At 32.2% G+C, this 25,371-nt stretch carries 39 protein-coding genes and 1 pseudogene; 19 read left to right on the top strand and 21 right to left on the bottom strand.

Annotated features, from left to right (window positions below; genetic code table 11):
- The first annotated feature begins 794 nt into the window (after positions 1 to 794).
- On the top strand, positions 795 to 1,223 hold the full coding sequence (locus CWS20_RS18795; RefSeq protein ID WP_066197443.1) for a hypothetical protein: 429 nt from the start codon (positions 795 to 797) through the stop codon (positions 1,221 to 1,223).
- A gap of 224 nt (positions 1,224 to 1,447) precedes the next feature.
- Here CWS20_RS18795 and CWS20_RS18790 read toward each other — a convergent pair whose 3' ends face one another.
- The 3 genes from CWS20_RS18790 to CWS20_RS18780 form a co-directional block, all read right to left on the bottom strand.
- Positions 1,448 to 2,698: a glycosyltransferase family 2 protein gene (locus CWS20_RS18790; RefSeq protein ID WP_066201568.1), complete on the bottom strand. Its 1,251-nt coding sequence runs from the start codon at positions 2,696 to 2,698 to the stop codon at positions 1,448 to 1,450.
- A gap of 2 nt (positions 2,699 to 2,700) precedes the next feature.
- Entirely contained in the window at positions 2,701 to 3,480 is a 780-nt protein-coding gene (locus CWS20_RS18785) for a hypothetical protein (protein ID WP_066197440.1), read from the bottom strand.
- A 336-nt stretch (positions 3,481 to 3,816) separates the two neighbouring features.
- Positions 3,817 to 4,581: a hypothetical protein gene (locus CWS20_RS18780; protein WP_083957368.1), complete on the bottom strand. Its 765-nt coding sequence runs from the start codon at positions 4,579 to 4,581 to the stop codon at positions 3,817 to 3,819.
- A 229-nt stretch (positions 4,582 to 4,810) separates the two neighbouring features.
- On the opposite strand from CWS20_RS18780, the gene CWS20_RS18775 reads away from it, so the two are divergent.
- The 3 genes from CWS20_RS18775 (at position 4,811) to CWS20_RS28115 (ending at position 6,713) form a co-directional block, all read left to right on the top strand.
- Positions 4,811 to 5,464 carry a uridine kinase family protein gene (locus tag CWS20_RS18775; RefSeq protein WP_066197438.1) on the top strand — a complete coding sequence of 218 codons (654 nt, stop codon included), beginning with the start codon at positions 4,811 to 4,813 and terminating at the stop codon, positions 5,462 to 5,464.
- A 787-nt stretch (positions 5,465 to 6,251) separates the two neighbouring features.
- The gene (locus CWS20_RS18770; protein WP_083957367.1) at positions 6,252 to 6,425 is read left to right on the top strand and encodes a YjfB family protein; all 174 of its coding nucleotides are present in this window, start codon (positions 6,252 to 6,254) and stop codon (positions 6,423 to 6,425) included.
- 135 nt (positions 6,426 to 6,560) lie between these two features.
- Positions 6,561 to 6,713, top strand: coding sequence for a hypothetical protein (locus CWS20_RS28115; protein WP_157090535.1), 153 nt, complete (start codon positions 6,561 to 6,563; stop codon positions 6,711 to 6,713).
- Positions 6,714 to 7,033: 320 nt separating this feature from the next.
- Here CWS20_RS28115 and CWS20_RS29060 read toward each other — a convergent pair whose 3' ends face one another.
- A complete protein-coding gene (locus CWS20_RS29060; protein ID WP_276328326.1) occupies positions 7,034 to 7,168 on the bottom strand; it encodes a DUF6678 family protein in 135 nt (44 codons plus the stop codon).
- 385 nt (positions 7,169 to 7,553) lie between these two features.
- Here CWS20_RS29060 and CWS20_RS29055 point away from each other — a divergent pair, with 385 nt between their 5' ends.
- The gene (locus CWS20_RS29055; RefSeq protein WP_276328325.1) at positions 7,554 to 7,682 is read left to right on the top strand and encodes a hypothetical protein; all 129 of its coding nucleotides are present in this window, start codon (positions 7,554 to 7,556) and stop codon (positions 7,680 to 7,682) included.
- Positions 7,683 to 7,768: 86 nt separating this feature from the next.
- On the opposite strand, the gene CWS20_RS18765 is transcribed toward CWS20_RS29055, so the two are convergent.
- Both CWS20_RS18765 and CWS20_RS18760 read right to left on the bottom strand, forming a co-directional pair.
- The gene (locus CWS20_RS18765; protein ID WP_066197435.1) at positions 7,769 to 8,008 is read right to left on the bottom strand and encodes a hypothetical protein; all 240 of its coding nucleotides are present in this window, start codon (positions 8,006 to 8,008) and stop codon (positions 7,769 to 7,771) included.
- A 15-nt stretch (positions 8,009 to 8,023) separates the two neighbouring features.
- Positions 8,024 to 8,212 carry a hypothetical protein gene (locus CWS20_RS18760; RefSeq protein ID WP_066197433.1) on the bottom strand — a complete coding sequence of 63 codons (189 nt, stop codon included), beginning with the start codon at positions 8,210 to 8,212 and terminating at the stop codon, positions 8,024 to 8,026.
- A gap of 798 nt (positions 8,213 to 9,010) precedes the next feature.
- Here CWS20_RS18760 and CWS20_RS18755 point away from each other — a divergent pair.
- Positions 9,011 to 9,205 carry a hypothetical protein gene (locus tag CWS20_RS18755; RefSeq protein ID WP_066197430.1) on the top strand — a complete coding sequence of 65 codons (195 nt, stop codon included), beginning with the start codon at positions 9,011 to 9,013 and terminating at the stop codon, positions 9,203 to 9,205.
- 365 nt (positions 9,206 to 9,570) lie between these two features.
- Entirely contained in the window at positions 9,571 to 9,747 is a 177-nt protein-coding gene (locus tag CWS20_RS28110; RefSeq protein ID WP_157090534.1) for a hypothetical protein, read from the top strand.
- A gap of 489 nt (positions 9,748 to 10,236) precedes the next feature.
- Here CWS20_RS28110 and CWS20_RS18750 read toward each other — a convergent pair whose 3' ends face one another.
- The 3 genes from CWS20_RS18750 to CWS20_RS18740 all read right to left on the bottom strand — a co-directional run bounded on the left by CWS20_RS18750 (position 10,237) and on the right by CWS20_RS18740 (position 12,823).
- A complete protein-coding gene (locus CWS20_RS18750) occupies positions 10,237 to 10,737 on the bottom strand; it encodes a hypothetical protein (RefSeq protein WP_066197427.1) in 501 nt (166 codons plus the stop codon).
- Between the two features lie 143 nt (positions 10,738 to 10,880).
- Positions 10,881 to 12,116, bottom strand: a complete 1,236-nt coding sequence (locus tag CWS20_RS18745) for an MFS transporter (protein ID WP_066197424.1) — start codon at positions 12,114 to 12,116, stop codon at positions 10,881 to 10,883.
- An 11-nt stretch (positions 12,117 to 12,127) separates the two neighbouring features.
- Positions 12,128 to 12,823: an ArsR/SmtB family transcription factor gene (locus CWS20_RS18740; protein WP_066197421.1), complete on the bottom strand. Its 696-nt coding sequence runs from the start codon at positions 12,821 to 12,823 to the stop codon at positions 12,128 to 12,130.
- 522 nt (positions 12,824 to 13,345) lie between these two features.
- Between CWS20_RS18740 and CWS20_RS18735 the strand changes: the two genes are divergently transcribed.
- Positions 13,346 to 13,768 carry a hypothetical protein gene (locus CWS20_RS18735; protein WP_066197418.1) on the top strand — a complete coding sequence of 141 codons (423 nt, stop codon included), beginning with the start codon at positions 13,346 to 13,348 and terminating at the stop codon, positions 13,766 to 13,768.
- Positions 13,769 to 13,872: 104 nt separating this feature from the next.
- The gene (locus CWS20_RS18730) at positions 13,873 to 14,079 is read left to right on the top strand and encodes a helix-turn-helix domain-containing protein (protein WP_066197413.1); all 207 of its coding nucleotides are present in this window, start codon (positions 13,873 to 13,875) and stop codon (positions 14,077 to 14,079) included.
- Positions 14,080 to 14,204: 125 nt separating this feature from the next.
- Here the strand turns inward: CWS20_RS18730 and CWS20_RS18725 are convergent, their stop codons facing one another.
- From CWS20_RS18725 to CWS20_RS18710, 4 genes are all read right to left on the bottom strand, one after another.
- Positions 14,205 to 14,555 carry a hypothetical protein gene (locus CWS20_RS18725; RefSeq protein WP_066197410.1) on the bottom strand — a complete coding sequence of 117 codons (351 nt, stop codon included), beginning with the start codon at positions 14,553 to 14,555 and terminating at the stop codon, positions 14,205 to 14,207.
- A gap of 18 nt (positions 14,556 to 14,573) precedes the next feature.
- Positions 14,574 to 14,906 (bottom strand): amidase domain-containing protein, encoded by a 333-nt coding sequence (locus CWS20_RS18720; RefSeq protein ID WP_158237018.1) that lies wholly within the window; start codon positions 14,904 to 14,906, stop codon positions 14,574 to 14,576.
- Between the two features lie 19 nt (positions 14,907 to 14,925).
- Positions 14,926 to 15,390 (bottom strand): YxiG family protein, encoded by a 465-nt coding sequence (locus CWS20_RS18715; RefSeq protein WP_066197401.1) that lies wholly within the window; start codon positions 15,388 to 15,390, stop codon positions 14,926 to 14,928.
- A gap of 128 nt (positions 15,391 to 15,518) precedes the next feature.
- Entirely contained in the window at positions 15,519 to 15,974 is a 456-nt protein-coding gene (locus CWS20_RS18710; RefSeq protein ID WP_241504220.1) for a S8 family serine peptidase, read from the bottom strand.
- 37 nt (positions 15,975 to 16,011) lie between these two features.
- Here CWS20_RS18710 and CWS20_RS29505 point away from each other — a divergent pair, with 37 nt between their 5' ends.
- The gene (locus CWS20_RS29505; protein WP_491523029.1) at positions 16,012 to 16,275 is read left to right on the top strand and encodes a YqxI family protein; all 264 of its coding nucleotides are present in this window, start codon (positions 16,012 to 16,014) and stop codon (positions 16,273 to 16,275) included.
- A 31-nt stretch (positions 16,276 to 16,306) separates the two neighbouring features.
- Entirely contained in the window at positions 16,307 to 16,654 is a 348-nt protein-coding gene (locus CWS20_RS18705; RefSeq protein WP_066197393.1) for a hypothetical protein, read from the top strand.
- Positions 16,655 to 16,759: 105 nt separating this feature from the next.
- On the opposite strand, the gene CWS20_RS18700 is transcribed toward CWS20_RS18705, so the two are convergent.
- Entirely contained in the window at positions 16,760 to 18,193 is a 1,434-nt protein-coding gene (locus CWS20_RS18700; RefSeq protein ID WP_066197390.1) for a spore germination protein, read from the bottom strand.
- A gap of 586 nt (positions 18,194 to 18,779) precedes the next feature.
- On the opposite strand from CWS20_RS18700, the gene CWS20_RS28105 reads away from it, so the two are divergent.
- From CWS20_RS28105 to CWS20_RS18675, 5 genes are all read left to right on the top strand, one after another.
- Positions 18,780 to 18,956, top strand: a complete 177-nt coding sequence (locus CWS20_RS28105) for a hypothetical protein (RefSeq protein WP_157090533.1) — start codon at positions 18,780 to 18,782, stop codon at positions 18,954 to 18,956.
- Between the two features lie 83 nt (positions 18,957 to 19,039).
- Complete coding sequence (locus tag CWS20_RS18690; protein WP_326135195.1) at positions 19,040 to 19,159, top strand: anti-repressor SinI family protein; 120 nt, start codon at positions 19,040 to 19,042, stop codon at positions 19,157 to 19,159.
- Between the two features lie 55 nt (positions 19,160 to 19,214).
- On the top strand, positions 19,215 to 19,421 hold the full coding sequence (locus tag CWS20_RS18685; protein ID WP_066197387.1) for a helix-turn-helix domain-containing protein: 207 nt from the start codon (positions 19,215 to 19,217) through the stop codon (positions 19,419 to 19,421).
- Between the two features lie 112 nt (positions 19,422 to 19,533).
- A complete protein-coding gene (locus CWS20_RS18680) occupies positions 19,534 to 20,091 on the top strand; it encodes a cupin domain-containing protein (protein WP_066197384.1) in 558 nt (185 codons plus the stop codon).
- Between the two features lie 200 nt (positions 20,092 to 20,291).
- Positions 20,292 to 20,489, top strand: coding sequence for a hypothetical protein (locus CWS20_RS18675; protein ID WP_066197381.1), 198 nt, complete (start codon positions 20,292 to 20,294; stop codon positions 20,487 to 20,489).
- A gap of 180 nt (positions 20,490 to 20,669) precedes the next feature.
- Here the strand turns inward: CWS20_RS18675 and CWS20_RS29345 are convergent, their stop codons facing one another.
- Positions 20,670 to 21,092: an S-Ena type endospore appendage gene (locus CWS20_RS29345; protein WP_206392680.1), complete on the bottom strand. Its 423-nt coding sequence runs from the start codon at positions 21,090 to 21,092 to the stop codon at positions 20,670 to 20,672.
- A 218-nt stretch (positions 21,093 to 21,310) separates the two neighbouring features.
- Here CWS20_RS29345 and CWS20_RS18665 point away from each other — a divergent pair, with 218 nt between their 5' ends.
- Entirely contained in the window at positions 21,311 to 21,679 is a 369-nt protein-coding gene (locus tag CWS20_RS18665) for an S-Ena type endospore appendage (protein WP_066197375.1), read from the top strand.
- Positions 21,680 to 21,892: 213 nt separating this feature from the next.
- On the opposite strand, the pseudogene CWS20_RS18660 reads toward CWS20_RS18665, so the two are convergent.
- The 4 genes and pseudogenes from CWS20_RS18660 to CWS20_RS28780 form a co-directional block, all read right to left on the bottom strand.
- A pseudogene (locus CWS20_RS18660) lies at positions 21,893 to 22,583 on the bottom strand (N-acetylmuramoyl-L-alanine amidase).
- Positions 22,584 to 22,709: 126 nt separating this feature from the next.
- Positions 22,710 to 22,925 carry a phage holin gene (locus tag CWS20_RS18655; RefSeq protein ID WP_276328327.1) on the bottom strand — a complete coding sequence of 72 codons (216 nt, stop codon included), beginning with the start codon at positions 22,923 to 22,925 and terminating at the stop codon, positions 22,710 to 22,712.
- Positions 22,926 to 22,971: 46 nt separating this feature from the next.
- Entirely contained in the window at positions 22,972 to 23,322 is a 351-nt protein-coding gene (locus CWS20_RS18650; protein ID WP_066197369.1) for a hypothetical protein, read from the bottom strand.
- A 233-nt stretch (positions 23,323 to 23,555) separates the two neighbouring features.
- Entirely contained in the window at positions 23,556 to 23,729 is a 174-nt protein-coding gene (locus CWS20_RS28780; protein WP_241504218.1) for a hypothetical protein, read from the bottom strand.
- Between the two features lie 329 nt (positions 23,730 to 24,058).
- On the opposite strand from CWS20_RS28780, the gene CWS20_RS29050 reads away from it, so the two are divergent.
- Positions 24,059 to 24,190, top strand: a complete 132-nt coding sequence (locus CWS20_RS29050) for a hypothetical protein (RefSeq protein ID WP_276328324.1) — start codon at positions 24,059 to 24,061, stop codon at positions 24,188 to 24,190.
- On the opposite strand, the gene CWS20_RS18640 is transcribed toward CWS20_RS29050, so the two are convergent.
- Complete coding sequence (locus tag CWS20_RS18640; protein WP_066197367.1) at positions 24,169 to 24,456, bottom strand: hypothetical protein; 288 nt, start codon at positions 24,454 to 24,456, stop codon at positions 24,169 to 24,171. The genes CWS20_RS29050 and CWS20_RS18640 overlap by 22 nt on opposite strands.
- Positions 24,457 to 24,578: 122 nt before the next feature.
- Between CWS20_RS18640 and CWS20_RS29045 the strand changes: the two genes are divergently transcribed.
- A complete protein-coding gene (locus CWS20_RS29045) occupies positions 24,579 to 24,710 on the top strand; it encodes a hypothetical protein (RefSeq protein WP_276328323.1) in 132 nt (43 codons plus the stop codon).
- A gap of 451 nt (positions 24,711 to 25,161) precedes the next feature.
- Here CWS20_RS29045 and CWS20_RS29040 read toward each other — a convergent pair whose 3' ends face one another.
- Entirely contained in the window at positions 25,162 to 25,290 is a 129-nt protein-coding gene (locus CWS20_RS29040) for a hypothetical protein (protein WP_276328322.1), read from the bottom strand.
- Positions 25,291 to 25,371: the final 81 nt, after the last annotated feature.

Genomic DNA, 25,371 nt, shown 5'->3' with positions numbered 1-25,371 from the left:
TTTTTTGCGTCAGTTTGATCCGTTTTTGCGCCTCTTCTCTTTTTTGCGTCAGTCCGATCACTTTTTGCGCCTTCTCTCTCTTTTTTGCGTCAGTTTAATCACTTTTTGCGCCTCTTCTCACTTTTTTGCGTCAGTCCGACCACTTTTTGCGCCTCTTCTCTTTTTTGCGTCAGTCCGATCACTTTTTGCGCCTTCTCTCTCTTTTTTGCGTCAGTTTGATCATTTTTTGCGCCTCTTCTCTTTTTTGCGTCAGTCCGATCACTTTTTGCGCTTTCTCTCTCTTTTTTGAGTCAGTTTGATCACTTTTTGCGCCTCTTCTCTTTTTTGCGTCAGTCCGATCACTTTTTGCGCCTTCTCTCTCTTTTTTGCGTCAGTCTGATCACTTTTTGCGCCTTCTCTCTCTTTTTTGCGTCAGTCCGATCACTTTTTGCGCCTTCTCTCTCTTTTTTTGCGTCAGTTTGATCACTTTTTGTGCCTCTTCACTTTTTTTGCGTCAATCCCGACGGCTTTTTGATTACCATTTTTTTCAATCGACCATCTGATTGGTTTAGCTTTATTGTTGATGGTGATGCTGAATATAGTTATGTAATATGTTCTTTGTATCAAATTATTATATTCTTGACTAGCTATCGTTCTAGTCAATTAAATGAACGAATTCTGAGACGTTTTTACATAGTTAAATGAGAGGTGCTCCATTGGAAGGTATTACATCTTTGACAAAAAAACCGGTGCTGAGGTAGCATTTGAATTTATATGCTATAGTAACAGTTATTAAGAATAAGAGGAGATCCAAAATGGAAAGAACGAATAAACGCTTTGATGATTACTTACAGCAGATCCCTGAACAATCACGAGCGACGATACAAACATTAAATCAAATTGTTGTAGATATTTTCGGAGAAAGTGAACGATCAATATGGGAAGGCACTTTTTGGGGTGGCTCTGAACAAACGATAATTGGCTATGGAGATTTCAAATATAAAAGGTCCGATAAAAAACAGGTCGAATGGTTTATGGTTGGAGTAGCATTACAAAAAAATTATTACAGCTATTACATTAACGCGATTGATGGCAAACAATATCTTGTAAAAAAATATGCTGGTAAATTGGGCAAAGTGAGAATTGGCGCTAGCAGCATTAGCTTCAAGAAAATAGAAGATTTAAATATTGAAACGATGAAAGAGATCATTCAAATAGCCTATGCACAAACGTTAAATACCTAGTAAGCTTTTTTTACAGTTACTTTGATTCACAAACACTTTTTCTACATCAATAAAAATGCCTCGGCATTAGAAGTGCCAAGGCAGTTAACAGCAGGCATGCTCATAAATATACACCTGGGACAATAAGAAGTAACCTTTAAAAGCTATCTATTTATTTTAGATAGCTTTTAACATTCTATAAGATTTTTTCAGGTTTTATATGCCATGTTCTTTTCGCATTTCTCTTACGCCGCCTCTTCTTTCTTGTCGGCATCCTTAAATCGTTTTGTTTTGTCCCAGCCAATGGTCGATCCTTTTATACGGTTCCATACATATATAGAAAATGACCTAACAAGCAAAATGATAAATAATTGTGCATAAGTGAAATACATAATCGCACCTACAAATAAGCTGTATAAATTCGTTTGCTGATTCATTACTAAACTACTAATAACTTGCATTGAATATACTATATAACTCATAAACCATATCATTAGTAACGGTGCTGCCATTATCGGTACATCCATACCGAATATACTTAGTATAAATAATGCATTAGATGTTATTAAAAAGAATACAAAGACGAAGTATGTTAATAGGTGCTGCATGCTGTGAAAGAAAGTTTTTCCCTTCCAAAACTGAATACTCTTCAAGCTTTTCTCTAACAAATAAATATTCCCAATCAGCCATCTCGTTCGCTGTTTTAAGAAGGTTTTTAAATCTTCCGGTTCCTGTTCCCATGTTTGTGCATTTGGAACTATTGGTAGCAAGTATCCACGTTGAGTAATTCTTATCGTTAATTCCGCATCTTCGGCAAGCGCGTACGGGTCATAGCCGTCTAGCTCTTCAATAATAGACCGCTTTAACAACATATTTGTACCCGGCAGCGAACCAAGCTTAAATAGATTCCATCTTCCGCTTTGCATCGTTAGCTGGAATACTTGAAACTCGATAGAAATCATTCTAGTGAGTAGGTTCTTATTCTGATTAATGGTCCTTACATAACCTACTGCACCTGCTGCTCGATCAGTCTGCTCAGAGATCTCCATTAGCTTCATAATGGCGTCGGGCTCTGGCTGATTATCTGCATCATAAACAATAAAATACTCTGACTCAGTTATGCTCAAGCCATAGTTAAGCACCCGTGATTTTCCCTTAGGCTCTCCACGAGGTACGCAAATATAATGAATTCGCGAAAACATCTCGGCGTAGCTTTTTCCAATTTCACTTGTTCGATCCTCTGATTGATCATCAAGTAAATAAACATCTATTTTCCCAGGATAATTCAACCTCATCATTGCATTTAGTGTATCTTTGATAATCAGACCTTCGTTATGAGCTGGAATGAGCACAGCGACAGAAGGATAATAAGTCAGCTTAGCTCTCGTCCTTTGATTTTCCTTTTTTCGATGGATAACACCAGCTAACAGTAGAATAGAATAATAAACAAGTAATAACCAAAAAAAAGTCATAATGACGATTAGTAGAAAATTCATCATTAAGTCTCCTCCTGAATGAATACTTGTAAATCCTCATCAAATTGTTCAATCAGCTTATGCTGAAATTGAAGTGGAGGCTGAATAAAATTAATATTTTTTCTTAAGTTTTCAATCAGTCTTTGTTGAAATTTCAAAACACCTTGATTATGTGTGTTTTGTAAAAATACAATCACACTGTTTTCAAAACCCATAAAAAAATCATAATCGCTTCGAATCGTATCCTCAATCACTCTTTGAATCAACTCATTCCAAGCTTGATCTGTTATACCATTTACCTTTAAAGAAACCTTTAATAAATATCCTTGTTCTTCTCTCCTTTTCATTCCTCTTAATACGATTGTGCTACGCTCAACAAACTCTTGTTTTGTCAGCATTTTTCCATTCGGATCAATGTACTTTTTTAATGACTCAATTTCCTTTTTTAAATTAGATAATTCATTTTTCGTATGAAAGAAAATATGTCTAATTAAGATAAGAGGAATGACAAATAATAAATAGGAGATATAAAGTAAAATCAGAGAAAGCTGATTCACATCGGTTGTTTGTGCATAACCTAAAAGGCATAAATATAAACCGTATAACAAAGCCAGCATGGTAATGCTAATAAATGACCATTTTGGTGATAATAATAATATTAAAATCACACTGACCGTTAGTAAACTCCAATGCCACATAAAGTAGGATGAATTCGAAGATTGTAGGGCTGTGAAGATTTGAACAAAGTTTCCGATAGTAAAGAGAATTAATAGTAGAGAAAAGTTTGCTTTCTTAAATGTCATTGAAGACCCCCGTTCATAAGTTGTTATTCTCCCGATCCTATCATAAATGTTATCCATGCTTTTTGCACTAGATAAAATTTGGTAGTGTTCATTAAAAAGCATCTTTACAACCAATGATCTTTTTTAAGTCTGTTGTATTAAAGATTAAAGATTTTTAGGAACTTATAAAAAAAGAGCCTCTATCGCTCTTTGGGAATTATGCTTATCCTTATAATATCTCTTTTTTAAAAAGGATTTTTCAAAATCTTTGCTCACCCAGTTATTGTTATCCGAGGCTGCCAATTAATTTGTTAAACGGCTTGAATGAACCAGATGACTTCAGATAGTTTGCCGGGGCTACGCCTTGTTTGTCACAGTCGTTTCTACCACTTCCATTAAAGTTTCCGCAATCCGGTTACTTAACGCTACATCGATCGTTTGGAGTTCAATGAGGAAAGCATTTATGGTTGCCCTAAATGCACGCAAGACTTCATTGGCGTTTAATTCTTTAACAAAAGCCTTTTCAAGTGGAGCGATGACTTCCTTCGGCAGACGATCTATCCCCCGTGCTTCAGATAGAGGAAGGTTGTATCTCATGCAAGCCAAAGTTAGTACTGTATCACGGACACCTCTAATAAAATATTCCGCTCTCCACCACTGTTCTCGCCGGATGCATGCTCTCACATGCAGTGCATAAATAAAACCTAACCCCATCAAATACTCCACCGTTTGATTAGAGGTAGGATGAACTTCCTCGACTGGATCTCCAAATAGCAACTTAAAGGTAGATCCCCGAGCACCGAATTCCGAAGAAGGAGAGAAAGCAAGATCAACCTGCAGCGTGTTCCGGAGAAGGAATACTCTGTAGATCGTTGCCCCTGAAATCACATCAAGGTGATGTACTACATCATGTTTACGATACATCATTTCCGTCCAATCAGTTAAAGTCTGTTGCAACATTTTTTCGTTAATTCCAAAGAAGAGATCAATATCAGACCATCGATCCTCCTTACCTACTGATGCCGAACCCGTAAGCGCTGCACCACTAATACGGGGGTCGTTTTGGGCAATTTCTATTAGTTCAGAACGTAGATGATCACGGTACTGCGAAGTAAATATCATGTGATTTTCCTTTCTATGTGAAATGTAAAGGGTAACTGATTATCAATAATACTCCCCCTTTAATCACAATTATTTCAAAATTCTATTATAGTAGCAATCACTTTATTTCTGAACTTTGCCAGGCAGATTGTAGAGTTTGGAGGAATTTATATTGTACATCTTGAAATAATTAGTTAGGCCATAATAAGAAAGATGATTACTAACTATTTAACGGAAGTGGGAATGATATATGGATAAGATATTCAATGATATAGCCAATTTAATAAAAACTGAAGATAGAAAAATTATCATTGGCATCTCTGGCCATGGAGCGTCTGGCAAGACAACATTTGCAAATAAGCTTGCTAAGCTCATCGGACATAAAGAAGTGAATTATATTAATACTGATCCATATATTATTGGATCTAATTTAAGGAAATACACGGTGTTAAATTATAAATATAAGAATAAAAACCATCATTATAAAATGACAGCTTGTCATCCATCTGCCCATAATTTATCAGCCTTAGAGAGAGACATATCTATGATTAAATATGGTTTGAACTTTTATACAATCGGTACGCACTATAATAAGAGCACTTTAATTTCTTCACAAAATAAGGTGAATATTGTAGAAGGCATGAGCGTTGCATTTATTAATCCAAATTTATTTGATTTAAAAATTTACTTGTATACTGATGGAGAAACAGAGTTTGATAGAAGGTCTGTTCGAGATGTCTCTGAAAGAGACACAGATATTCATTATCTAAAACAATCTCATGAAGAGCGAAGAATTCAATATGAGTTGTTTATGCATCCTTATCATCGAAATTTTGATATAGTTTTAAAAAGCTCAAATGAAGAATTTTTAATAGAAAAAAGTAATTTTAACAGTGAATATTAAAAGGGCATGAATATGTAACAAGAAGTAAAAGGTGGCACATATTAAATTTTAACTCCATTCCCATCTACCATTCTTACATTTTCTGCTAATATATTTACATATTCATACAAAATAAAGTGCCGTTGTGAGAAAAACACTATTAAAGCTTGGATTAATTACTTTATTAACTTTTACTGTTTCAACATCTACTTTTGCTGCAATTGAAACGAAGAGTTGTGGAAAATTTAAAAAATATTAAGAAAGGAGTAAGGTAGAATTAATTAAGTGTCATCACACATTTGCCCTGTTCCGGTTACCTAAAATCTTAATTTACATTAAATTGGTTAGGTTAAAGGAGTTGTCAACTTGAGGAAGCTATTAGCTGAGGACTAGGTATTTACGAGAAAGACTGAACAGTTTTGTAGCTAAAAATTACACATTCAATAATTCTTCTCTTTCTCGGCTAGGATATTACCTCTTTTGAGAATATATAGGCTAAATGATAATAATCACTGAAAAGTCATTTTTCCTTCTATCAAAATCTTAATTTAATTTTCCGCATTTTCGTATAAACAAAGGATGATTTGTGTATAAGAATATATTAAATAGCTATAAAGTGAGGATGTGTAAAAAAAGGATATGAATAAAAAATTTCTAAACTATTCACTTTTCTTTATTGTTGGTGTTTTAATTGGAATGTTTATACTCAGCCCATTGTTTGGTAATCCATTCCTCTTAATCATTAATTAACCACCTGCTTATTAACTTTCCGAAAAACAATCCGATACATAAATTAGAGGTGAGCATTATGGATATCGCAGCATTATCAATTGCAATGAACAGAGCTTCACTTAGCCAAAGTGTCAGTGTTGCTCTAACCAAAAAAGTTTTAGAATCTACAGAGCAAAATAGCGCTGAATTAATTAAAATGTTAGAAGCTCCACATCCAGCCTTAGGTAATTCAATAGATTTAAAGGCTTAAGATTAGAAAACGCATTCGACTAAGAGTGCTTTTTCTTTTTTTATAGAAATGTATTTCACAGTTTAAAAAATTGTTTACTATCCTCTCTGCAAAAGGTGAAATTTACTAATAAGTCATTTTCTAAGGAGGTATTTTATGTCTACTGATATGTGGTTAAACATTGTGATGCCTATATGGGCAATTATTTCTTACATAGTCCCTGCAGTACTTATCATTTTTGTGATAATTAAGTTTTACAAGCTATTTAAAGAATCAAATAAGATAAAAGAGAAACAAATGAACTTCTAAAGGAATTGATTAACAAAGATGGTTGAAGGGGCACTATGCTCTTTCTCTGTTATAAACAAAATTCAAAAATTGATTAACAATGAATCTCGTTTAGGCTGCCAAATACTCCCTCCTAAATAGCAATTCCCTCACAAAATTCTTTTTGTAAGTACAAAATTCCTACACCTTTCTTGCTGAAGATTTAACTGCTACTAAGGGATTATTCTACATAGTGATAGAACGCATTTTATCTACGTGAAGTAGCTGAAATAGGACTGGTTCGCAGTAATAATACGCATTTATCAACGTGAAGCTGCTGAAAAATACCATGTTCATACATACTAAACTTGGTAGGCGGGGATGAATGAAAATGTGTCAATCACTAATTTTTGCAGCTGCTGCCATTTCGTATTATTCATAATCGAAGCTAATTGTTTATTATTTACAACTGCAAGGATCTTTTGCTTTTCGTCCATATTAACCCCTAAAATAAATGCCTATTTTCTAATAAAAGTCATCTTTTATCTTAAATCTATATTCATTTATCTTTCTTTATTGCAGTCTGAAAGAAAAACATAGCCAAAAGATATAAAGCAAGCGCGATTTGAAATTCCGAAACAATAATATCTCCTTTTATATATCCAATGAAAATTACTACTGATTTACATCCGGCTATCACCATTAAAACCATCTATATACCTTGGCAAAGCATTTTTAATGTCTCGTTATTCAACAAATCCACTCCTTGAATCTTGTGTTTGCTGTTAGTAATAAATTACCATTTTTAACAATTAACAAAAATTATCAATTTCCTTTTTTTATTAATATATTTACAGATTAATCCAAAAGGAGGGGATACAAATGAAAAAGATACTAAGTAGCTTGGGCATTGTTACACTCTTGACATTCACATTAGTTGCTCCTGCTTTCGCATCCACAGGGCAAACTTTATGCGTAGGAGCAAACTGTCCAGTAGAAATGGCCAGGTAAGTATTATTAACTCAATTCACGAGGCGAAGATCATCAAAATTCTTCTTCATCATCGCCTTGTTTAAGTCCTTCTATCTTGTGTTTACTTAAAGTGGTTGAATGTCATCTGGCGTAAAGTCGTGATTTCCGTATTCCAGAGATTTTTCTATTTGTCTTTCCAGCCGTTCAATTTCCTGCTGCTGTTGCTCAATTTTATCAATTATCCACTTAACGTCTTTATGAGTGTACTCTCCAACAACACTGTCAACCCATTTACCATCAAAGTACGTTTTCCACTTCATATTTCTTTCCAATCGATCTTTGATATATTGTAATTTATCCTCCAAATTAACTCCTCCTACCTATTCTGTTTTCTTCAAAAAGCGTTTTGCTTCTTCCTCTGACAATTTAAGTGTTACTTTTCTCAGAAGTTTCTTTGAATCGTCCAGCCACTTTTTAAAATCTTTTCTATGAGCATTTGGGCTTTTTTCTTGCCTTTGTATATCCCCTTCTAGTGCTGCTTTTAATATGCTTAATTCTCTGATTGTCATTTACGAATCACATCCTACCTTGTGTTTATTAATAAATATAATTGTCTGACTTTTCATATTTCGACATTTTTTCTATATTCATTGTGTTAATATCCTAACGAATACATACAAATGGGGGTGAAAAAATGAAAAAATGGATTGCTATAGCATTTTTAACTTCTGCACTTATTTTAGGTATGTCCTCACTTGCACATGCTGATAAAAAAGTTGAAGTAATAAAAGCTGCCCATTATGAGAGTAAATAATTAATCGACCTGAATATCCTTTACCTAACCAGTTTGCTTTTGAGCCTCTATGGCTCTTTTTTCGCTACAAAATTTACACAATGAGTTTCCTTCAAGGAAAATGTTCTATCATCCTGTTAATTAAAATGGATGCTTTTATTTTCCAGACGTATAATAAAATTGTTGGGCAAGGTACTGCTCACCTTTGGAACGACCTCTTGGATAATACCTTGCTCCAACACCAGCCCAAACCTTCTTAATAAAACCACATAATATAAAGTGAGAACATTTGTTTTTCTCCATGCTAGGATGGGAGCCTGAAAAGGCTTTTCTCTTTTAAAACAGGCAATCGTCCAATCTTCTGAAGCAATCAATCATACGATACATGGATGATTGTTTATTCCAAACTTTATACCTCTACTTAAAGAGCCTTTGTACGGGCTCTTCTTTTTTTAGGTAATTCCTTATTCATTTTGTTTTATACAATCTTCGAATTACTTAATACAAATATTTTTTAAACACACATTATTCAAATTGCGAAATATACTAAAACAAAAAAATGAAGGGGATTTCAATGAATAATCGAATTGAAAATACTGCCACCGAGTCAATTATTTCAATATTAGATATTTTTGTAATTATTTTACTTAAGGATGATCCGTTAATTTTTATTGTGTTTCTTATTTTATTAAAAGCTGTTACAAAGGATTCGATACAAAGAATTTCATTCATTTTATTAACTATAGCCGCGAGTGACCTTTCATATTGAAACTAATGAACCATCTTAACTTTCCTATAACAGTAAATTTCAGATTATATTTTCAAGATAACTGGACAACATATAAATTTTGGAAAGTATACACTTCCGATATCCGACACCCATCATAGATTAGAGCTTGTAAAGGCTCTTTTTATCCCTCCAAATTTCAGTTAACTTAAAAGTTCTTTAAAAAAACTCTTTTATCCTTGTATTTGCTAATGATTTTAAATCCCTCAGAAAATGCCAGCACCCGACGCTCATCAATATCATCTATTTTTCAATCTTCTAAAACAGTCTTTTTTCCATTGATAGATGCCGTTACTGCTAGTACACCTCTTGCATACTATGAAATATCAAAAATAGGAGGTGTTAATATGATGTGGAAAGATGACTATCATTCTGAAAAAAAGAAGCATTGTTGCTGTTGCTGTCGCCGTCACAAGAAAAAACGTTTAATTTGCTTCGAAGAAGATGAAAAGCATAATAAACATGACTGTTGCTGTAAAAAGAAAGTTGTGCTCAGATGCTTCGAAGAAGATGAAATTTATTAACATTGAATAATCTGCTATCTCTCTTAGGAGGGATAGTTCTTTTTTTCTATCAAGCTACTGTTTCATAACTAATTTGTTTTTTAGAATGTATTCATAACAGTAAAATCGAATTCACCACAATGTGGACATTTAGTATCTCCTAAAGCTTCAGAACTTATCTTGGTCTCTTCTAGAAAAAAATTTCTACACAATCTGTACAACACCAACCAATTAATTTCATATAAAATTACCCTCAGCAAAAAACTTTTTAAGAGCCTTGCTACATTATATTGAAGTATGACTCTTTAATTTTTTTATCATAATATTGTAATTTATTTTAAACTATCCATTAAAATCCTTCTTTTATTAACAAGATAGATCATAATATGAGTAAAAAACCGCCATCTTAATGATGGCGGTAAAAACATTATAATTATTAATTTAATATCAAACTCTCTTTCAGGTTAAATCAACTATCCTACTTATATTTATTTACTTAAAATTTCTAACTCACCTCTTTTTCCTATTTCTCCTCCTTTTTTGCTCATACTTCAATTTTCTCTCATTTTCTAATCGATTCCTTTTCTTTTTCTGTACATATGGTCGAATAACATGAAATGCCAAAAAAATAAAAATTAAAAGCAGGGCAAAAATGCGAAATTCAAAAATTGAATAATCCCATGAAATCATACCAAAAATAGATAAAGACATCATATACGCTCTCAATCCATAATTACTGTCTTCCCAAGTAAACAGTAAAAGAATTATAAGTAGACTAGTAAAATAAACGAATCCAAAGCCAAGATGATACTTCCCCCACAAGTAATATTCTCGGTTAAGAATAACAAATATTGCTATTGCAATATAGATTACCATTAAACCTATTAATATCCAGTCAAATACTCTTTTATTAATTTCAAATAATACATAGTCATGTATGCTTTCTTTTCGAATTCTTTTAATTAATTGCTGCATCCTATCGAAAGAACTCATACTTTTACATTTACTCATATATTACTTCCTTTAACGTAAACTCTTTTTTTAAAATTCCTAAAACGGAAATGAACTTAGTAGATACAAATTTTTCATCAATCCAAGATTGAAATTTGATTTAATGATATTATTATCTTCCTTTAAATAATATCAGTGATGTATCATAGCCCTACACTTTTTTTATTTCTGCCAGTATACTCTTCTTTGTTAGTTATTTTAAATAATGATAAAGCGGAAATTGTTACGATAACTCCAAACACTATCAAAACATATGAAATTGATAATTTTCCAATGACTATTGATCCAAATAATTGCCCAAGAGGTACTGATGTACTTAGTAACATGGATACCAAACTTAACACTCTACCTAATTTATCTCTCGGTATCATAGTTTGATAGAGAGTATTTATACCTACTCCTGCAAAACAAACCCCTATACCTAATATAAATACAGATATTAAGGTTCCGGTATAAGAAAAAATAAATCCCATTAATAAAAGAGCAACACCTTCAAGAGATAAGCCCAAAATAGCCATTTTATATTTATCTTTAATAAGGTTACTAAAGATTATTATAGTACCTACTAAGGCACCTACTGCTAAGGTTGAATTAATAAATCCGAGACCAGTAGAACCGACATCAAATGAATTATCACTTAAGAATGTAAAAAAGATGCTAAGTGGTGCTAAAAAGAAATTAATGATTACACCACCAACCATTATTAAAAATACTAAATATTTATCACTAATCACGTACTTTAAGCCCTCAATAAAATTATGGATGAATCCATTCCCTTCAACATCATCATCATCATTTACAATTGAAGGCACATGTAACCAAATTTCGGTAATTGCAGAAATTATATATGCAACACTACTAATAATAAGTAAATAACCAATATTGTCTATATATGCAATGAGAACCCCTGCTAAGGCTGGCCCGATTATATTACTACATTGAGTACTAAATTGATTCATTGAATTAGCCTTAGATAAATGCTCTTCGTCAACAAGTAGTGGGATACTTGAATTAGCTGATGGATTAAATAGTGAACTTAATATAGAAGTACAAACCAACAAGAAAAGCAGTACAGTTAATGTTATATAGTTATTAATCATCATTAAGCCAATTATGCACATTATTATACCGTTTCCAAAATCAGTTAAAACGATGATACTTTTTTTATTTAATTTATCTGCTAATACCCCACCAATCGGTTCAACTATAATAGAAGGAATGGTAAAACAAAGGACTGTCATTCCTAGAGCTAATGGAGATCCTGTCTCTTGCATCACAAACCACATTATTGCTAAGTTAAAAAATCTATAGCCGAATCTAGAAACAGATAATCCAGCCCACAGAATCATAAAATTTCTATTTTTCAATAAACTCTTCATTAATTAGCACCTCAATCTGGTTTAAACATTTTCGACATCAACTCAGCTGCTTTTTGTAATTCATCTGGATTCACATTATAATAAACTTTGTTTTCATGCCTTGAGGAAGAAACTATTTTTAATTGTTCTAACTTTGAAAGATGATGGGATATTGTTGGACTTGAAAGATTCAATTTTTTAGCTAATTCAAAGCCATAAGATGGGTTTTGATATAAAGTCTTTATGATCTTTAATTTTGTACGATCAGATATAGCTTTTATCATATTTAATGTATTTTCTTCTACATCTACTATTTCTCTTTTCTCGTTTAAACGTTCTGTTCCAATCAAATATATAGCGGTATCTTTTTCATGGTCATAAGAAAAGAGAGAGCTTTTATAATAAAAGTATGATGGTATAAGGATTACTTTACTTGGCTTATTACAGTTTGGATTTTGAAAATTACCTAGAAGAAATAATATTTCATTTTTATTTAAATTACATATTCTTTCTTTAGAATCCTTATGAATAAGAGATATATAAGATGAAATTCTCTTAAAGTATTTTTCGTAAGTATCTGTTAAAAGAGTTACTAAAGATTCTTTCGTTTTATCTTTTAGAAAATATAAATATAATAACTTATGTTTTTCGCTACTGGATAGTATAGAGTTTTCAATATATATAAACACATTATTTGGATCATTAAAATTAAGTTCCTTTGTAGACAAATCATATCCACTTTTGAAAAAAGTAAGGAAAAGTTCTTTAAAGGACATACTTTCTATTAGTTTTATTAACTCACTAAAATCATTTAGTTTACCACTATAAAATAACCTATGAACTAAGGTAAGACCAAAGTAGCTCTGTTCAAAATCAGAGCTTAATTACTTTTCAGCAAAATGCTTTACGACATTTAAGAATCCAATAACAAAGAATACAAGACTTAGAATAACTAGTATGTAACCAGTATCATTAAAAGTTCTTGTAGAAATTATCTAAATTATTTACTCCCGTATTTCAGGTCAAGACTGCAGATGTAACATATTGAGCAGCTATTAATATTGACGCTATTGTAAAACTCTGCATAGTAATTTTATTCATAGTAGTTTTTCAACTCCTTATCCATAATAATATTATAATACATTAATTCCAGAATTTACAAATTATCTTAGCTAGCATTTTTCGGTCTACTCACAATTTTTAGCTTAACCTTTGGAATATCAGCATCAGCATCTGAAAACGAAATTGATTTGGACAAATTTGAACAAACTGAGAGTGATTACATTTTATTCAATCCAGACACCGAAGAGTATTACGATACTAGAGAAGAAGAATATATTAGCGAAGTATTCCTTGTTGAGGATGGAAATGTAGTAAAACAAATCGCTGTAGAAGAATTCTTTGATATTCCTGACGAAGGAATTGATGACGAAACAGTTCAAGATGAATTTAATTTAGATGAAAAAGGGGAAATTACTCCTCTTGGTCCTACTTGGAGCCACATCTACAAAGAGTCGAGTAATAGAGAAGCAAGAATAACAGGTAAACGAGCTAGCAAAATACACGAAAATCCTGGTCCTGGAGCTAATACTTTCTCAATTGCTTACAATTATACTTATACACATACGGCAAACATAAGTCTAAATGCTATTATAGATACCTATATTCGGTAGATTCTCTTACACTGTTCAATACTGACAATGAATACATAAATAAGAACCTACTCGGAAATACTTTATTAAAAATATTAATTACGATAATAACATAGGATGATTAGATGATTGGTAACTTAGCGACAAACTTATGCATTTTGAGACATACAAAGAACTTAACACAAAAAGAAGTAGCTAAAAAATTAGGTATCAGTGAAGCTAAGTTGTCGTGGTATGAAAGAAATATAACCGTTCCCAATGAAGAAATGTTAAAGGAGCTTGCTGATTTTTATGGAGTTACTGTTCAGCAATTAACTGAAGAAGATTTATAGTGGCTAGGACAAGATTATCTCAGCCAATGAAAAAACCGTACTATTACGAAACTCTAAATCAGAATTTCGCATGAGGTTTTTTCTTTAGATAACATATTTCTATCCAACCTCTTAAAAAGGAATTTTTAATTCTTACTCTCTAATACCCTTATTTCTAAATGATCAGTTGTAGAAATTAAATCAATCCTATATCCTTCTTTTTCATAATAAGTAGAAGCACCTTCACGATCAACAAACTTCCATCCTTTTGCTTTAATAACTAACTCATAATCAAATGGTATCCCATTTTCTTCTGAAGCCCTTGACCAATCATAAATGTTTATAAGCCCTTTTTCACTTACTAATTCCGCATTTTTAGGGATAGGGAAGCCGAAGAACTTTTCAGACTGCTGATAGACAAAAAATGTAGTAAAGTAGAAGATTAAACCTCCTATCAAAACAATTGCCAAAACTCCCACGGTGATCTTTATCTTCATACATTCCCTCCTCCAGTTTTACATCTTCACAATACGATAGGTTTTATATCCCTTAATCGCATCAAAGCTTCTTTTTAAATAATCACTAGTGTGTCCAGATAATTGTAAATCAGAGCTTGTTTTTGTATGAATCCACATAGCATGACTATACCTATCAGCTCCATCCTTCTTAAACTGAATAACATCACCTGATTTTTCATTATTTTTAATATTCGTTTTACTCGTACTAGAGTAAGCCGATTGTGTTCTTGTTAAATGGCTATATAAATCTGTCACAACAGTCCATGAAGAACTTCTACTCCAACTACCATCAGGACGTTTTTTAATAAACCAATATGTTGCTAATTTCAAGCTAGTAAATATTTGCTTATCAAGAAGGATATTTCAACTCTGTACTATCCGCAATCAAATGATTAAATTCTTCATCATCTATACTTATAGCATTAGCTTCAATGAAGAAACAATCTTTATTATTCACCTGAAAATAAAAGTTTGTTTTTGAGCTTATAGTTTCGATTTCCTTTAGATCTTTTTCTAAGCTTTCTATCTTTATATGTCCAAACCCATTTGGATGATAACTAATCTCGCTCACTTGACTGGAATCATTGTACTCTCGGTCATTGAGACGAAATGTTTCTATTTGAGCTTCTTGGTAAACATAAAAAGACATAACTTCTTTAAAAGAAATGTATGTTTTCAGGATTTCCTGTTGAAGAACACTTTCCAATTTTAAATGTATTTTTTCAGAAAGATAATCAATTTGTAAATCACTGATACTCCAATATTCAGCTTTTTCTACAAAGAACTGATTGATTCGATCTGCATGCTTATCCATAATTTCACCTTCTATTTCTTAAATTTTTTAATCAGTTTAATAATAGTTGCTGGAGAGGACTCCTAAAGTGTAATATGAGTTTCTGTTGCATTACTAGAATAATTACCTGCTCTATTTAATGATTTACCTCAGTATCCTCCATCTTGATCAGTTGAATATACATCAACACCAGGTGCAGAATAATCAATCTTACCGGTAGCAGCGTATGTATCAATTTGTAAATCTTCATTTAATAAAGATTTAGATAAAACATTCTCGTAATTTGCAGGGTGATCTACAGATAATCCCATTGTATTTCCTGATGCAGCAATAATTATAATTCCATTGTCATATGCCTTGTTTATTGCTTTCTTTAAACCTTCCCTGTCACTAGAGAATCCAAAGCTAATGTTTATTACGTCTACATTATTTTTAATGCTCCAATTAATACCATCAACTACTGATTCAATTTTACCTTCACCTTTTTTGTTAAGTACCTTTACATCATAAATAATTGGCTTATTGACAACGTCTTTAATTACTTCACCTTTAGCCGCAATTATTCCTGCGACAGCACCGTTTCCTGGAGTTGAGAATGAAAACACTAATAACAATAAAGTTCAGCCTATGTGAAAAGTTAAAATAGCAATAGAAGCAATTGAAGCATTAGCAGATAAAGTTGACGGTAAATACGCAGATAACAGTATAGCTGAATTACCCAATAAAAAATTACGTGATACTTTCAACAAAAGTCAAAAGGGTATTGCTAAGAACTTACGAGCTTTAGCTGCAAAGGGAGATGCTGGAGAAGAGTATGTGCAAAATGTTATAGTCCAAGCTATAATGGCAACAGGGGCACCGAGCTCAGTTGCTTATACTATAGCGAATGTATTAGTTATTTTGTAAAATCAACTGAACATTGAAAGGGGTAATATTTTTGAATACTTTAGAAACACAAGAAGAACGTATTGATCGTCTTGAATTATATGTTCACCTTTTACGACAACTAGTAATTGACCAAGAAGAATACAGTTTATGGGACTGGGCTATGGTCAATCAATTAAATAACCAACAGTTACATAGTATTCAACAAATACTTAAGAACAGTGTCCTATGCCTTATGAATGATGAACTCAAAACAATACCGTTTGAGGAAGTTTCAAGAGATTTAAAAGAAGTATTAAAAACAGCCGATTGCCCAAATGATGATGATGCAGTGAAACTGTTATTAAATAAAGCAGTTAAAATGACACCGTATAGAAGATTACAATATTATTTAGATTGATATTGATACTGATACACAAAAGCTCCTCTCCAAAAATGAGAAGGGCTTTTATTTTTATGGCATTCAAATAATAATATATTTTATCTAATATCAAGGTACATTTTTTCAACTTTTACTGTCAGGATATGAGTGCTTACTATTAATTAACGACTGTAAATCTCCTCTATAAAAAGTATCTTTTAACTCTTCATACCTAAAAGGGATTAATGGCGATAAATATGGAACTCCTGCAGACTTAAGATTTATCATATACAAAATGAGAATTGTTGTTCCAACTATTAGACCATTGAACCCAAAGAAAAGAGAAATGAGTAAAAAAAGGAAACGTAATGTTTCCATTGAATTACCTAACCCTCTATACACAATAACATAACTTGCTAAAAAAGTAATTCCTATAGTAACTAGGCTTGCCGGATGAATAAGTTTAGCTGTTACGGCTGTTTCACCAATAACAATAGTTGCAACCAATGATACAAGAATAATTGCACTTTTAGGAATTCGAAAAGAAGCATCTGTAAGAACTCTTATTACAAACATTAAAAAGCACATTTCCCAAAATGCAGGTAATAATTCGCCATCAGAGAATAATGACTTTACTACTTTTTTAGAAAATTCATCTTGATGGAATTTTTCTAAGGTTATGTATATTGCAGGCAAATATATAGATAAGAAAAAACAAAAAAAACGAATTAATCGAGTTGTAAAACGCCCTGTTTTTAAATAATAATCATCAGGTGTTTGAAAGGAATCTATAAATAATGTAGGAGTTATAATAGCAAAGGGAGTACCATCTACTATTACTCCTACCTTTCCTTCATACAAAGCGGATGCAAGAACATCTGGGCGTTCTGTTGACTTGTTTAAGGAAAAAATACTTTTCTTTTCTTCAATTACCTCGTCAATAATGTGTGCTTCTACTATGTATTTAACTGAGAGATTACTTATACGAGTTTGAACTTTCTCCAGTATTCCTTTATCGACGATTCCATTCATATAAACAACTGATATTTGTGTTTTTGAAATTACTCCAATTTCTTTATTTTCTACACATAGATTGGGTGATTTAATAATTGACCGTAAAATATTTATATTAGTTTTAAGTTTTTCTGTTAAACCAATAATTGGCCCTTGTGTTACACGTTCACCTTGAGCTTCTTCAAGACTTCTTTCTCGCCACATTGGAGCATCTATAATGATTCCAGTGTCATGATTTTCAAATAAAATAGTGGTTTTACCATTAACAATGGCATCTGTTATTTCATTACGTTTAGTACACATATCGACATTTGTTGATTCAATTACTTCACTAATTGAATTTATTATTTGCTTTTTTTCAGAAGTTTTTGTATTAAGTAATGGTTTAACCACAAAATCCTGTATTATGTCCGAGTCAATAATACCATCAATATATATCATTGCTGCATATTCTTTCTTTTCATTACCAACCTTAAACTTTCTCACTACTAAATCAGATGTATTATTAAATATGCCCTTAATGTACTGGATATTATCATCAAGATTTCTATCTATATTTTCCACTTCAGTACTCACCTCAAGATAAAGTATCTAGACCTATTATGTGAGTAGCTTTATTTATTTATTCTTGTACTATAGTTGGAGATATATTGGCATTAACAATCTAACACAAGTTGAAAATAGCCCCCTCCACCAAAAAAAGGAGGCTTTTAATTAATACTTTACCCTTAATACTTGCCCAACACGAATTGTATAGTTAGCTTCCAAACCATTCCAACTACGAATTTGTTGAATAGTGCTACCATATCTGAGTGATAATGCATAAACCGTATTACCAGAAACTACAGTATGGAAAACTGCACCACCAGATGGAGTTAAATAGTCAATCACTTGCAAACGATTTAGCATTTCACAAGAAGTATCAAAATCAAAATAAAACTGCTCTTAACGAAGACTTTCTACCCAAACCCAATTTAACAACGTTAATCATCTCCTTTATCTACATTAAATACAGATGAATATTCAGCTATCAATAAAAAAAAATCCATGTACGTGAGAAATATAGATATATTTTGAAATTCCCGAAGGATTCAAGAAGGACTTTTGAACTTTATCGTCGCAACTAAATAGTTAGAAAGGAGGGAGATTCGTGAAATACGAGCCTTTAGGCTTTATTGAAAATGGCATTACTTATCATATTTCTGCCACGGATAAAATGGTTACTGTAGTTGCAAAAAAAGGAGATTTAATTATCAATTATACCGGCAATACCTTTAAAGGTACTATCTCAGAAGCAAAGAAAAAATTAATGAAGAAAACTATTTGAAATCGTAATCCTATCTCTTTGAGAAGGGTTATTTTTTTACCCATAAACATGAATTTAGGCCTGTTACGAGAGGAATGTTACTTATGAAGCTGGATACTGAATGGATTCAACTTATTAATGAGGCAAAAAGACTTGGGATTTCATTAGAAGACATTAAAACGTTCTTAAAAGATATGAAAAAATCAAAAGAAAATAATAAATAATTAATTTTACATTTAAATTGCATAAAACTACCCGATGTAATTATGGGTGATAACATTGATTGGTAGCTTGGGATTAAACTTAAGAATATTACGTTTCAAATTGAATTTACCCCAATACAAAGTAGCAGAAAGTTTAGGAATAACGGCTAAAGAATTATCCTATTATGAAAGAGATTTAGAGGTTACTTCTACAGTGAAATTAATTAAAATCGCTAATTTCTATTGTGTGAATGTAAAACAACTAATCGAAGAAGATTTATGAAAATCGCTCAAAATCAAATTATGTTCTCATTTAGGATCTTAAATCATCAATAAGTACATTACCTTAACCTAATGCATAGGATATTTCAAACCCGATTTTGGAGTTGAGAAGAATGTATTATTTTTATGATTTAAATCCTTATCACTATCAAAACCCTTATTACAATAATGTGCAAATGTATCCATATATAAGGCAGCCCACTTACTTGAATAGTGATGTTAACCTTGGTAATTTTCAATCATCTTATGGATATCAAAAGCTAAAAGATTATGGATCTAAACCATTTGTAGTAAATATTAATGAAGCTACAAAGCTAAACAATAACTATCGAACTACGTTATGGACAGGAAAACACCTGCAAGTAACACTGATGAGTATTAAAGTTGACGAAGATATAGGCTTAGAAATTCATCCTGATGTAGACCAATTCCTAAGGGTTGAACAGGGGCAAGGGATTGTTCGAATGGGGGTGACAAAAGATAATTTTAATTTTGCCAGTAAAATTTATGATGATTCAGCAATAATGATTCCGGCTGGAACATGGCATAACATAAGCAATATAGGTAATGGTCCGTTGAAACTTTATTCTATATATGCACCGCCGCATCATCCATTTGGTACAGTTCATATGACTAAATTAGATGCAATAGCTGCAGAAAAAAGCTTTTAATGTGTTTGTTTAAGCTAGATGGCCCCTCTCGAATGAGATGGGCTTTTTCACATCTTAAAGGAAGGACATCGGAATTACACATAGAAATATCACATAAAAGGAGTGGTATTAATGTGGAGGATAACAGCAATCTGGGATTGGTTATGGTATTACTGAAGGGGAAAAATTAAATATCATGTTTTTGAGTCGGTGATACCTATATGGCAACGGCATCAAATGGAAAAATCACAGTTTTAAATTGTTATGGAAGTACAGAAAAATCAGCTAAAGAGATGGCATTGTGGAAGTTGAAACAAACAATTCAAGTTAGCCTAAACGATGAAGATAAAAACTACACCGTCATTCATATTAATAATTCTAAGGTTAAAAGGATAGAAATTCTCAATTATAAAAAATAGAAAGCCCCTCTCAAGTGAGAAGGCCTTTTATATAGTGTCAATATAGTAATATAGAAGAAATTCCATATACTATGAATTTTCACATCTTATTTACTTATGGGAAACACTCTAATTGATAAAGAAATCTTTTAAGAGGTTAAAATTTTTGAGATTCTGCTTAACAAATATTACTTTTGTCTCTTAGTCGTTGTGTCCATTCAGGTATGCATTTAAAAAACAAATATCTAGACAAAATCTTCCATCAACTTTACTACCATCAACACGAGAAACTTGTATGAAGCAAACTTCCTCAATCGATGTAGAAATTGTATTCCCTACTGGAACAATAATTTCAGCAGTATCTCCATTACATAAAAAAAATACAACTTTAATTGAACTTGTGCTTGCTGCACTATTGAATATAGAAGCAGTCACTATGGTGTCAAAACTACTCCTATTGTTCCATATCTCAACAATTGATGTTCTATCATTTAATAATATGTTTCCGCAAACCTTATGACATTTAGATTTCTTTTCCTCCTTTTCTGGCTTGGGTTTGTGACAGATACATTCGATTTTTCTACATCGGTCACAATTTCTGTTATCAAATTCATCTTCATACATCATCGTTCTTTTTCGATTAAAGACCATCCTTCACCCTACTTTCCGCGAAATATTTCATTACATCATATGCTTTGAAATATTTTTAGCTTGGACACATGTTGAATTTTGAGAGAGATTTTTTTTTTTGAATATCCACGCTTGTCCTGTACAAGATGTTCTCTATATTCATTTAATAGTAATGTAAACAAAAGCTTCTATATTTAAAAGGAGGAATTAATATGTGTGGTTCAAATAATTGTGGAAACAATGCTTGTTGTCCTTTACCACAATTTTTCCAAGAGAAAATCTGTGGAAATTTTACAGGTCCACTAGATGGGACTGTAGGGGAGAACGTAGTATGGTCAGCAGATGGTGTTACTGATTATATTCAAGGAACATTTGAAATCTTTGTTTCATCAGGAACGTTAGCACAAGGTTCGTCTATTATCACTCAAGCTACTGGTGGGCAAGTTCTATTTGACCAAATCGATGAAGGTAATACACAAGTACGCTCGGCTGCTGTTCCAACTAGTTTAGTTCTAAATGATGTTAACCCTGGTGATACCGGTAGATTTTGCATAACTTTGTACAAACGTATTTTACCTTAGTAATCTTACCGGGTGAATTACCAATAGAAAAAACAAGAATAAGGTTATATCAACATTCTTGTTTTTTCTTTTTTCATTTAACTCGATTATTGATTTCTTAAAAGGTTTTGTGTTGTTAGTACAAATAAATCTTAAATATTCACTAACTTTATTTCACTGATGGATACTCAAGTTAAAAAACGACCCTTCACTATAGAGAAGGGCTTTTTATTATTACTTCACTCTTATCACTTGTCCAGTAAAAATAGTATAGATAGCACCCACCCCATTCCAATTACGAATTTGTTGAATTGTACTGCCATATCTGCGGGACAACGCATAAACCGTATCACCCGAAACTACAGTATGATAAACTGATCCGCCAGATGGTGTTAGATTAAAAGCACGGACTAAGCCGTTCATATGGCCCTGAGCAATAGTTTGAAGGAATGAAGCCTGTTTTAATTTGTTTGCATCAGCTACTGTATCGATAAATCCATTCTCTGTAAAAATGGCCGGCATTCTTGTTTCTCTTAATACATGGAAATTGGCTTGCTTTTTACCGCGATCACGGAAATCGACTACTTTCATAATTTCTTCATGAATATGGTTTTGATAAGTCGTTGTTGGAGCTCCTAATCCCGGATAAATATAATCCACATAGCCTGTACCGCCTCCAGCATTGATGTGGATGGATAGAAAGAAAGAAATCAGCTCCCAAATTATTTGCATCAGTAGTTCTTTGTGCAAGTGATACAGTTTGATCACCAGTGCGGCTCATTTTAACTTCTGCATTGCTATATCCAGCTAACAAATCACGGATTCTATTTGAAATTTGAAGTATTAAAGCTTTCTCCTGTAAACCGTTTCCTACCGCACCCGGATCAGTACCGCCGTGACCTGGATCAATATAAATTTTAACCATAATAAAACCTCTCCTTTAATATATAAGTATTCCAATGGAAAAAGTAACGTTTGTACACTTTTACTAGATTCACATTAGACCACCCCCTTTATTGGGAATAGAAAAGGCCGTCCATGTGGACAGCACTTAAAATTTATCAGCTCTTTTTAACCAAGCTTTTTGTTGTTTAGCCTTACCTGTGAATCCATAATGGTTTTTATAGATTGTGTACAGATTTACACCAAGGAAAATACCAGCTGATAAAACTACACCAAAAGCGTTAATACTAGCCTCGGTAAGCCACTGAAATTGAATATTTAATGTACCTAAAAACAACATTATTGCTGACATAAACCCTACGATTTGAGCTACTACATCTTTAATTATTTTACTTCCTCCTTACATTTATTTAGTCAAGAAAACGTAAAACGTTTAACCCAGCTGTATCATACCAAGTTGAATGCAGAGCAGAAACATAAATATTAATATCAGGAAGAAAATATAATAAATACGTTTCGACACCGCCATCGGAATCAGGAATCTCCCTCATTATCCTTTCAGCAACAAGAACAGCTTCAATAGTCGATTCAGATTTGCCAGTTCCCTTGAATTGTTGCGGTTGTGCCATTCTTGGGTCCTGTAGATCTTCTGAAATATATCTTCTTCCTTCAATGTTGTCGATAAAGTGGTGAGAATATCCAGTGTCACCTGCATATTTAAAAACATAAGTTACTTCTTTTGATAAAACCATACTGTTCATTATTCATTTCTCCTTTTCATTTTGATTCTAAAGCTTCAACCTTTTCAAACATTCGAGGATAAGAGGAATTTATAAAATATACAAGCTATCATATTTTATTAATTTTGGTTCCCTTTCTCCATTTTCATTTTAATCATCCTCCTACCTTAAATGCTGTATAAAAAAAAGCTACGGCTCCACCAATTATTCCAACGATAAGCGCATTGGTAATTGATCTCCGTAACCATTTAGTATCATCTTTTATTTCTGCCAAGGTTGACTTTAATATATTTGATATCTCTTTCATGATCGTCAGTTCTTTTGGTCAATTGTTCAATTTTTTCATCTAGTTTCTTTTCGTGTTTTTTAATTTCTTCAATATCACTCTGGATTTTCTGCTGCCAAATATCCATTTGACTTACCTCCATGGCACTCTCCCCTGCAACATAAAAAGCACCTTTATCAGGTACCGTTATTTATATTTTTCATAGGACTCCTTAGCTTCTTCAAAAGCAGAATCTAAATTATAATTTATATACATAGCTGAAATAGCTCGATGTAAATTTATATCGTGCCATCTGTGATGTTTTCTTCTCCTTTGTAGAGCGCATAAATTCGCTTATCCCATGGAATAGCCATGATTTGCCCCCTTTTATTACTTTTAGTAAGAAATAACGGTTAGAAAGTCCAAAATATATATTTCACAAACTTCCAATAACTGTTAATATATTATCGAATAACTAAAGGAGGTGAGTATATGAAGAAAGGTATTATAAGAATTGGCCTTGCATTATTAATAATTGCATCCGTTTCGTCTACGGCTTCTGCAACAACAGTTGGAACAAATGCTTGCTCAGCACCAAATATTTATTGCTGGGAATTTTTTTGATGTAACCTTCCTAAAGCTTCTCTTGCTATTTGCTTAACCTTTCCACTATTATGAATAGGTTCTATTTGATTTAGAGCTTGAAAATATCTTGAATTTTCTTTTTCTAGCCTTTCTATCTCCTCTTGTTGAAGATGAACTACATGGCAAAGCCACTCTATATCATTGGTCAAAGTAAATACATTTAATTTTACATATCCATTAACACTGTGCTCCTCTAACCGCTCAATCCTATCTTTAATCTGATTAAATCGTTTTGTGAATTTCAAGTTTACCCCTCGCTTTACTTATAGTTATAAGTAACTATTTTACCAGAAAAATACAAAAATATGTTTATGATTCTTCCAATAACTGCTAATATATTATCGAATAACTATAAGGAGGTGAAATTATGAAAAAGTTATTGATAAGACTAGGCTTAATAACAGTTTTATCCTTTGCTTTGACAACTACTGTTTCCGCTGCAAAGGTTGACCCGCAAGGTTGTTCTATAGGTACAAATTTATGCGAGTTTGACAAATAATTTCTCTCAAGGCTGACTTCAACCTTGTAAATTACTTTCCCTTTTGTCAGCCTTCTTCAAATTAACTCCTCCTACCTTTGTTTACTAAAGTAATAAACTCGTCGGTGTATTCATAATTAAAACCATCAATTTCTAACAACCTTTCTAATACCTCACTATGTAGGAATTGTGAAACATCGGATAATCGCTTCATTCCAGACCTGTTATTATAGTAATGTTCGTGAATAAAAGCACTGCAAGTAAAGTGTCATTATGAATATCTCCATATTAATTGAGCTTAAATAAATCTTTATCAAGTAACTTTATATCTTCATTTCTAAGTAATAATTGAACACCATTATATTTAATAGGCAATTGCATTGTCTACTCTGCTTTCTTTAAACTTAGGTACTCTTAGCTCTGTAATGATTCGTATATTTTTTTCGATTAAAAATGAATCAGTTAATTTTTCCTAAGATGAAAGTAAAATGAAGTTTTTTAATGAATCTTCATTTGTAATAAAGTCATTATTGTAATCATCCTTTATTTCATTTAACCAAATATCTTCAATTATTTTTTTAATCAAGCAAATTGTCTCCATTCCAACAACCACCTTTCAAAACAATTCTAAAAGAACATTAAAGACTTTAATACAACTGATCTATCAATTTGTTTCTTTAAA

The organism is Cytobacillus horneckiae, from assembly GCF_002835735.1.
In the GTDB taxonomy this organism is placed as follows: Bacteria; Bacillota; Bacilli; order Bacillales; family Cytobacillaceae; genus Cytobacillus; species Cytobacillus horneckiae.
This window is presented reverse-complemented; position numbering and strand designations above follow the sequence as displayed.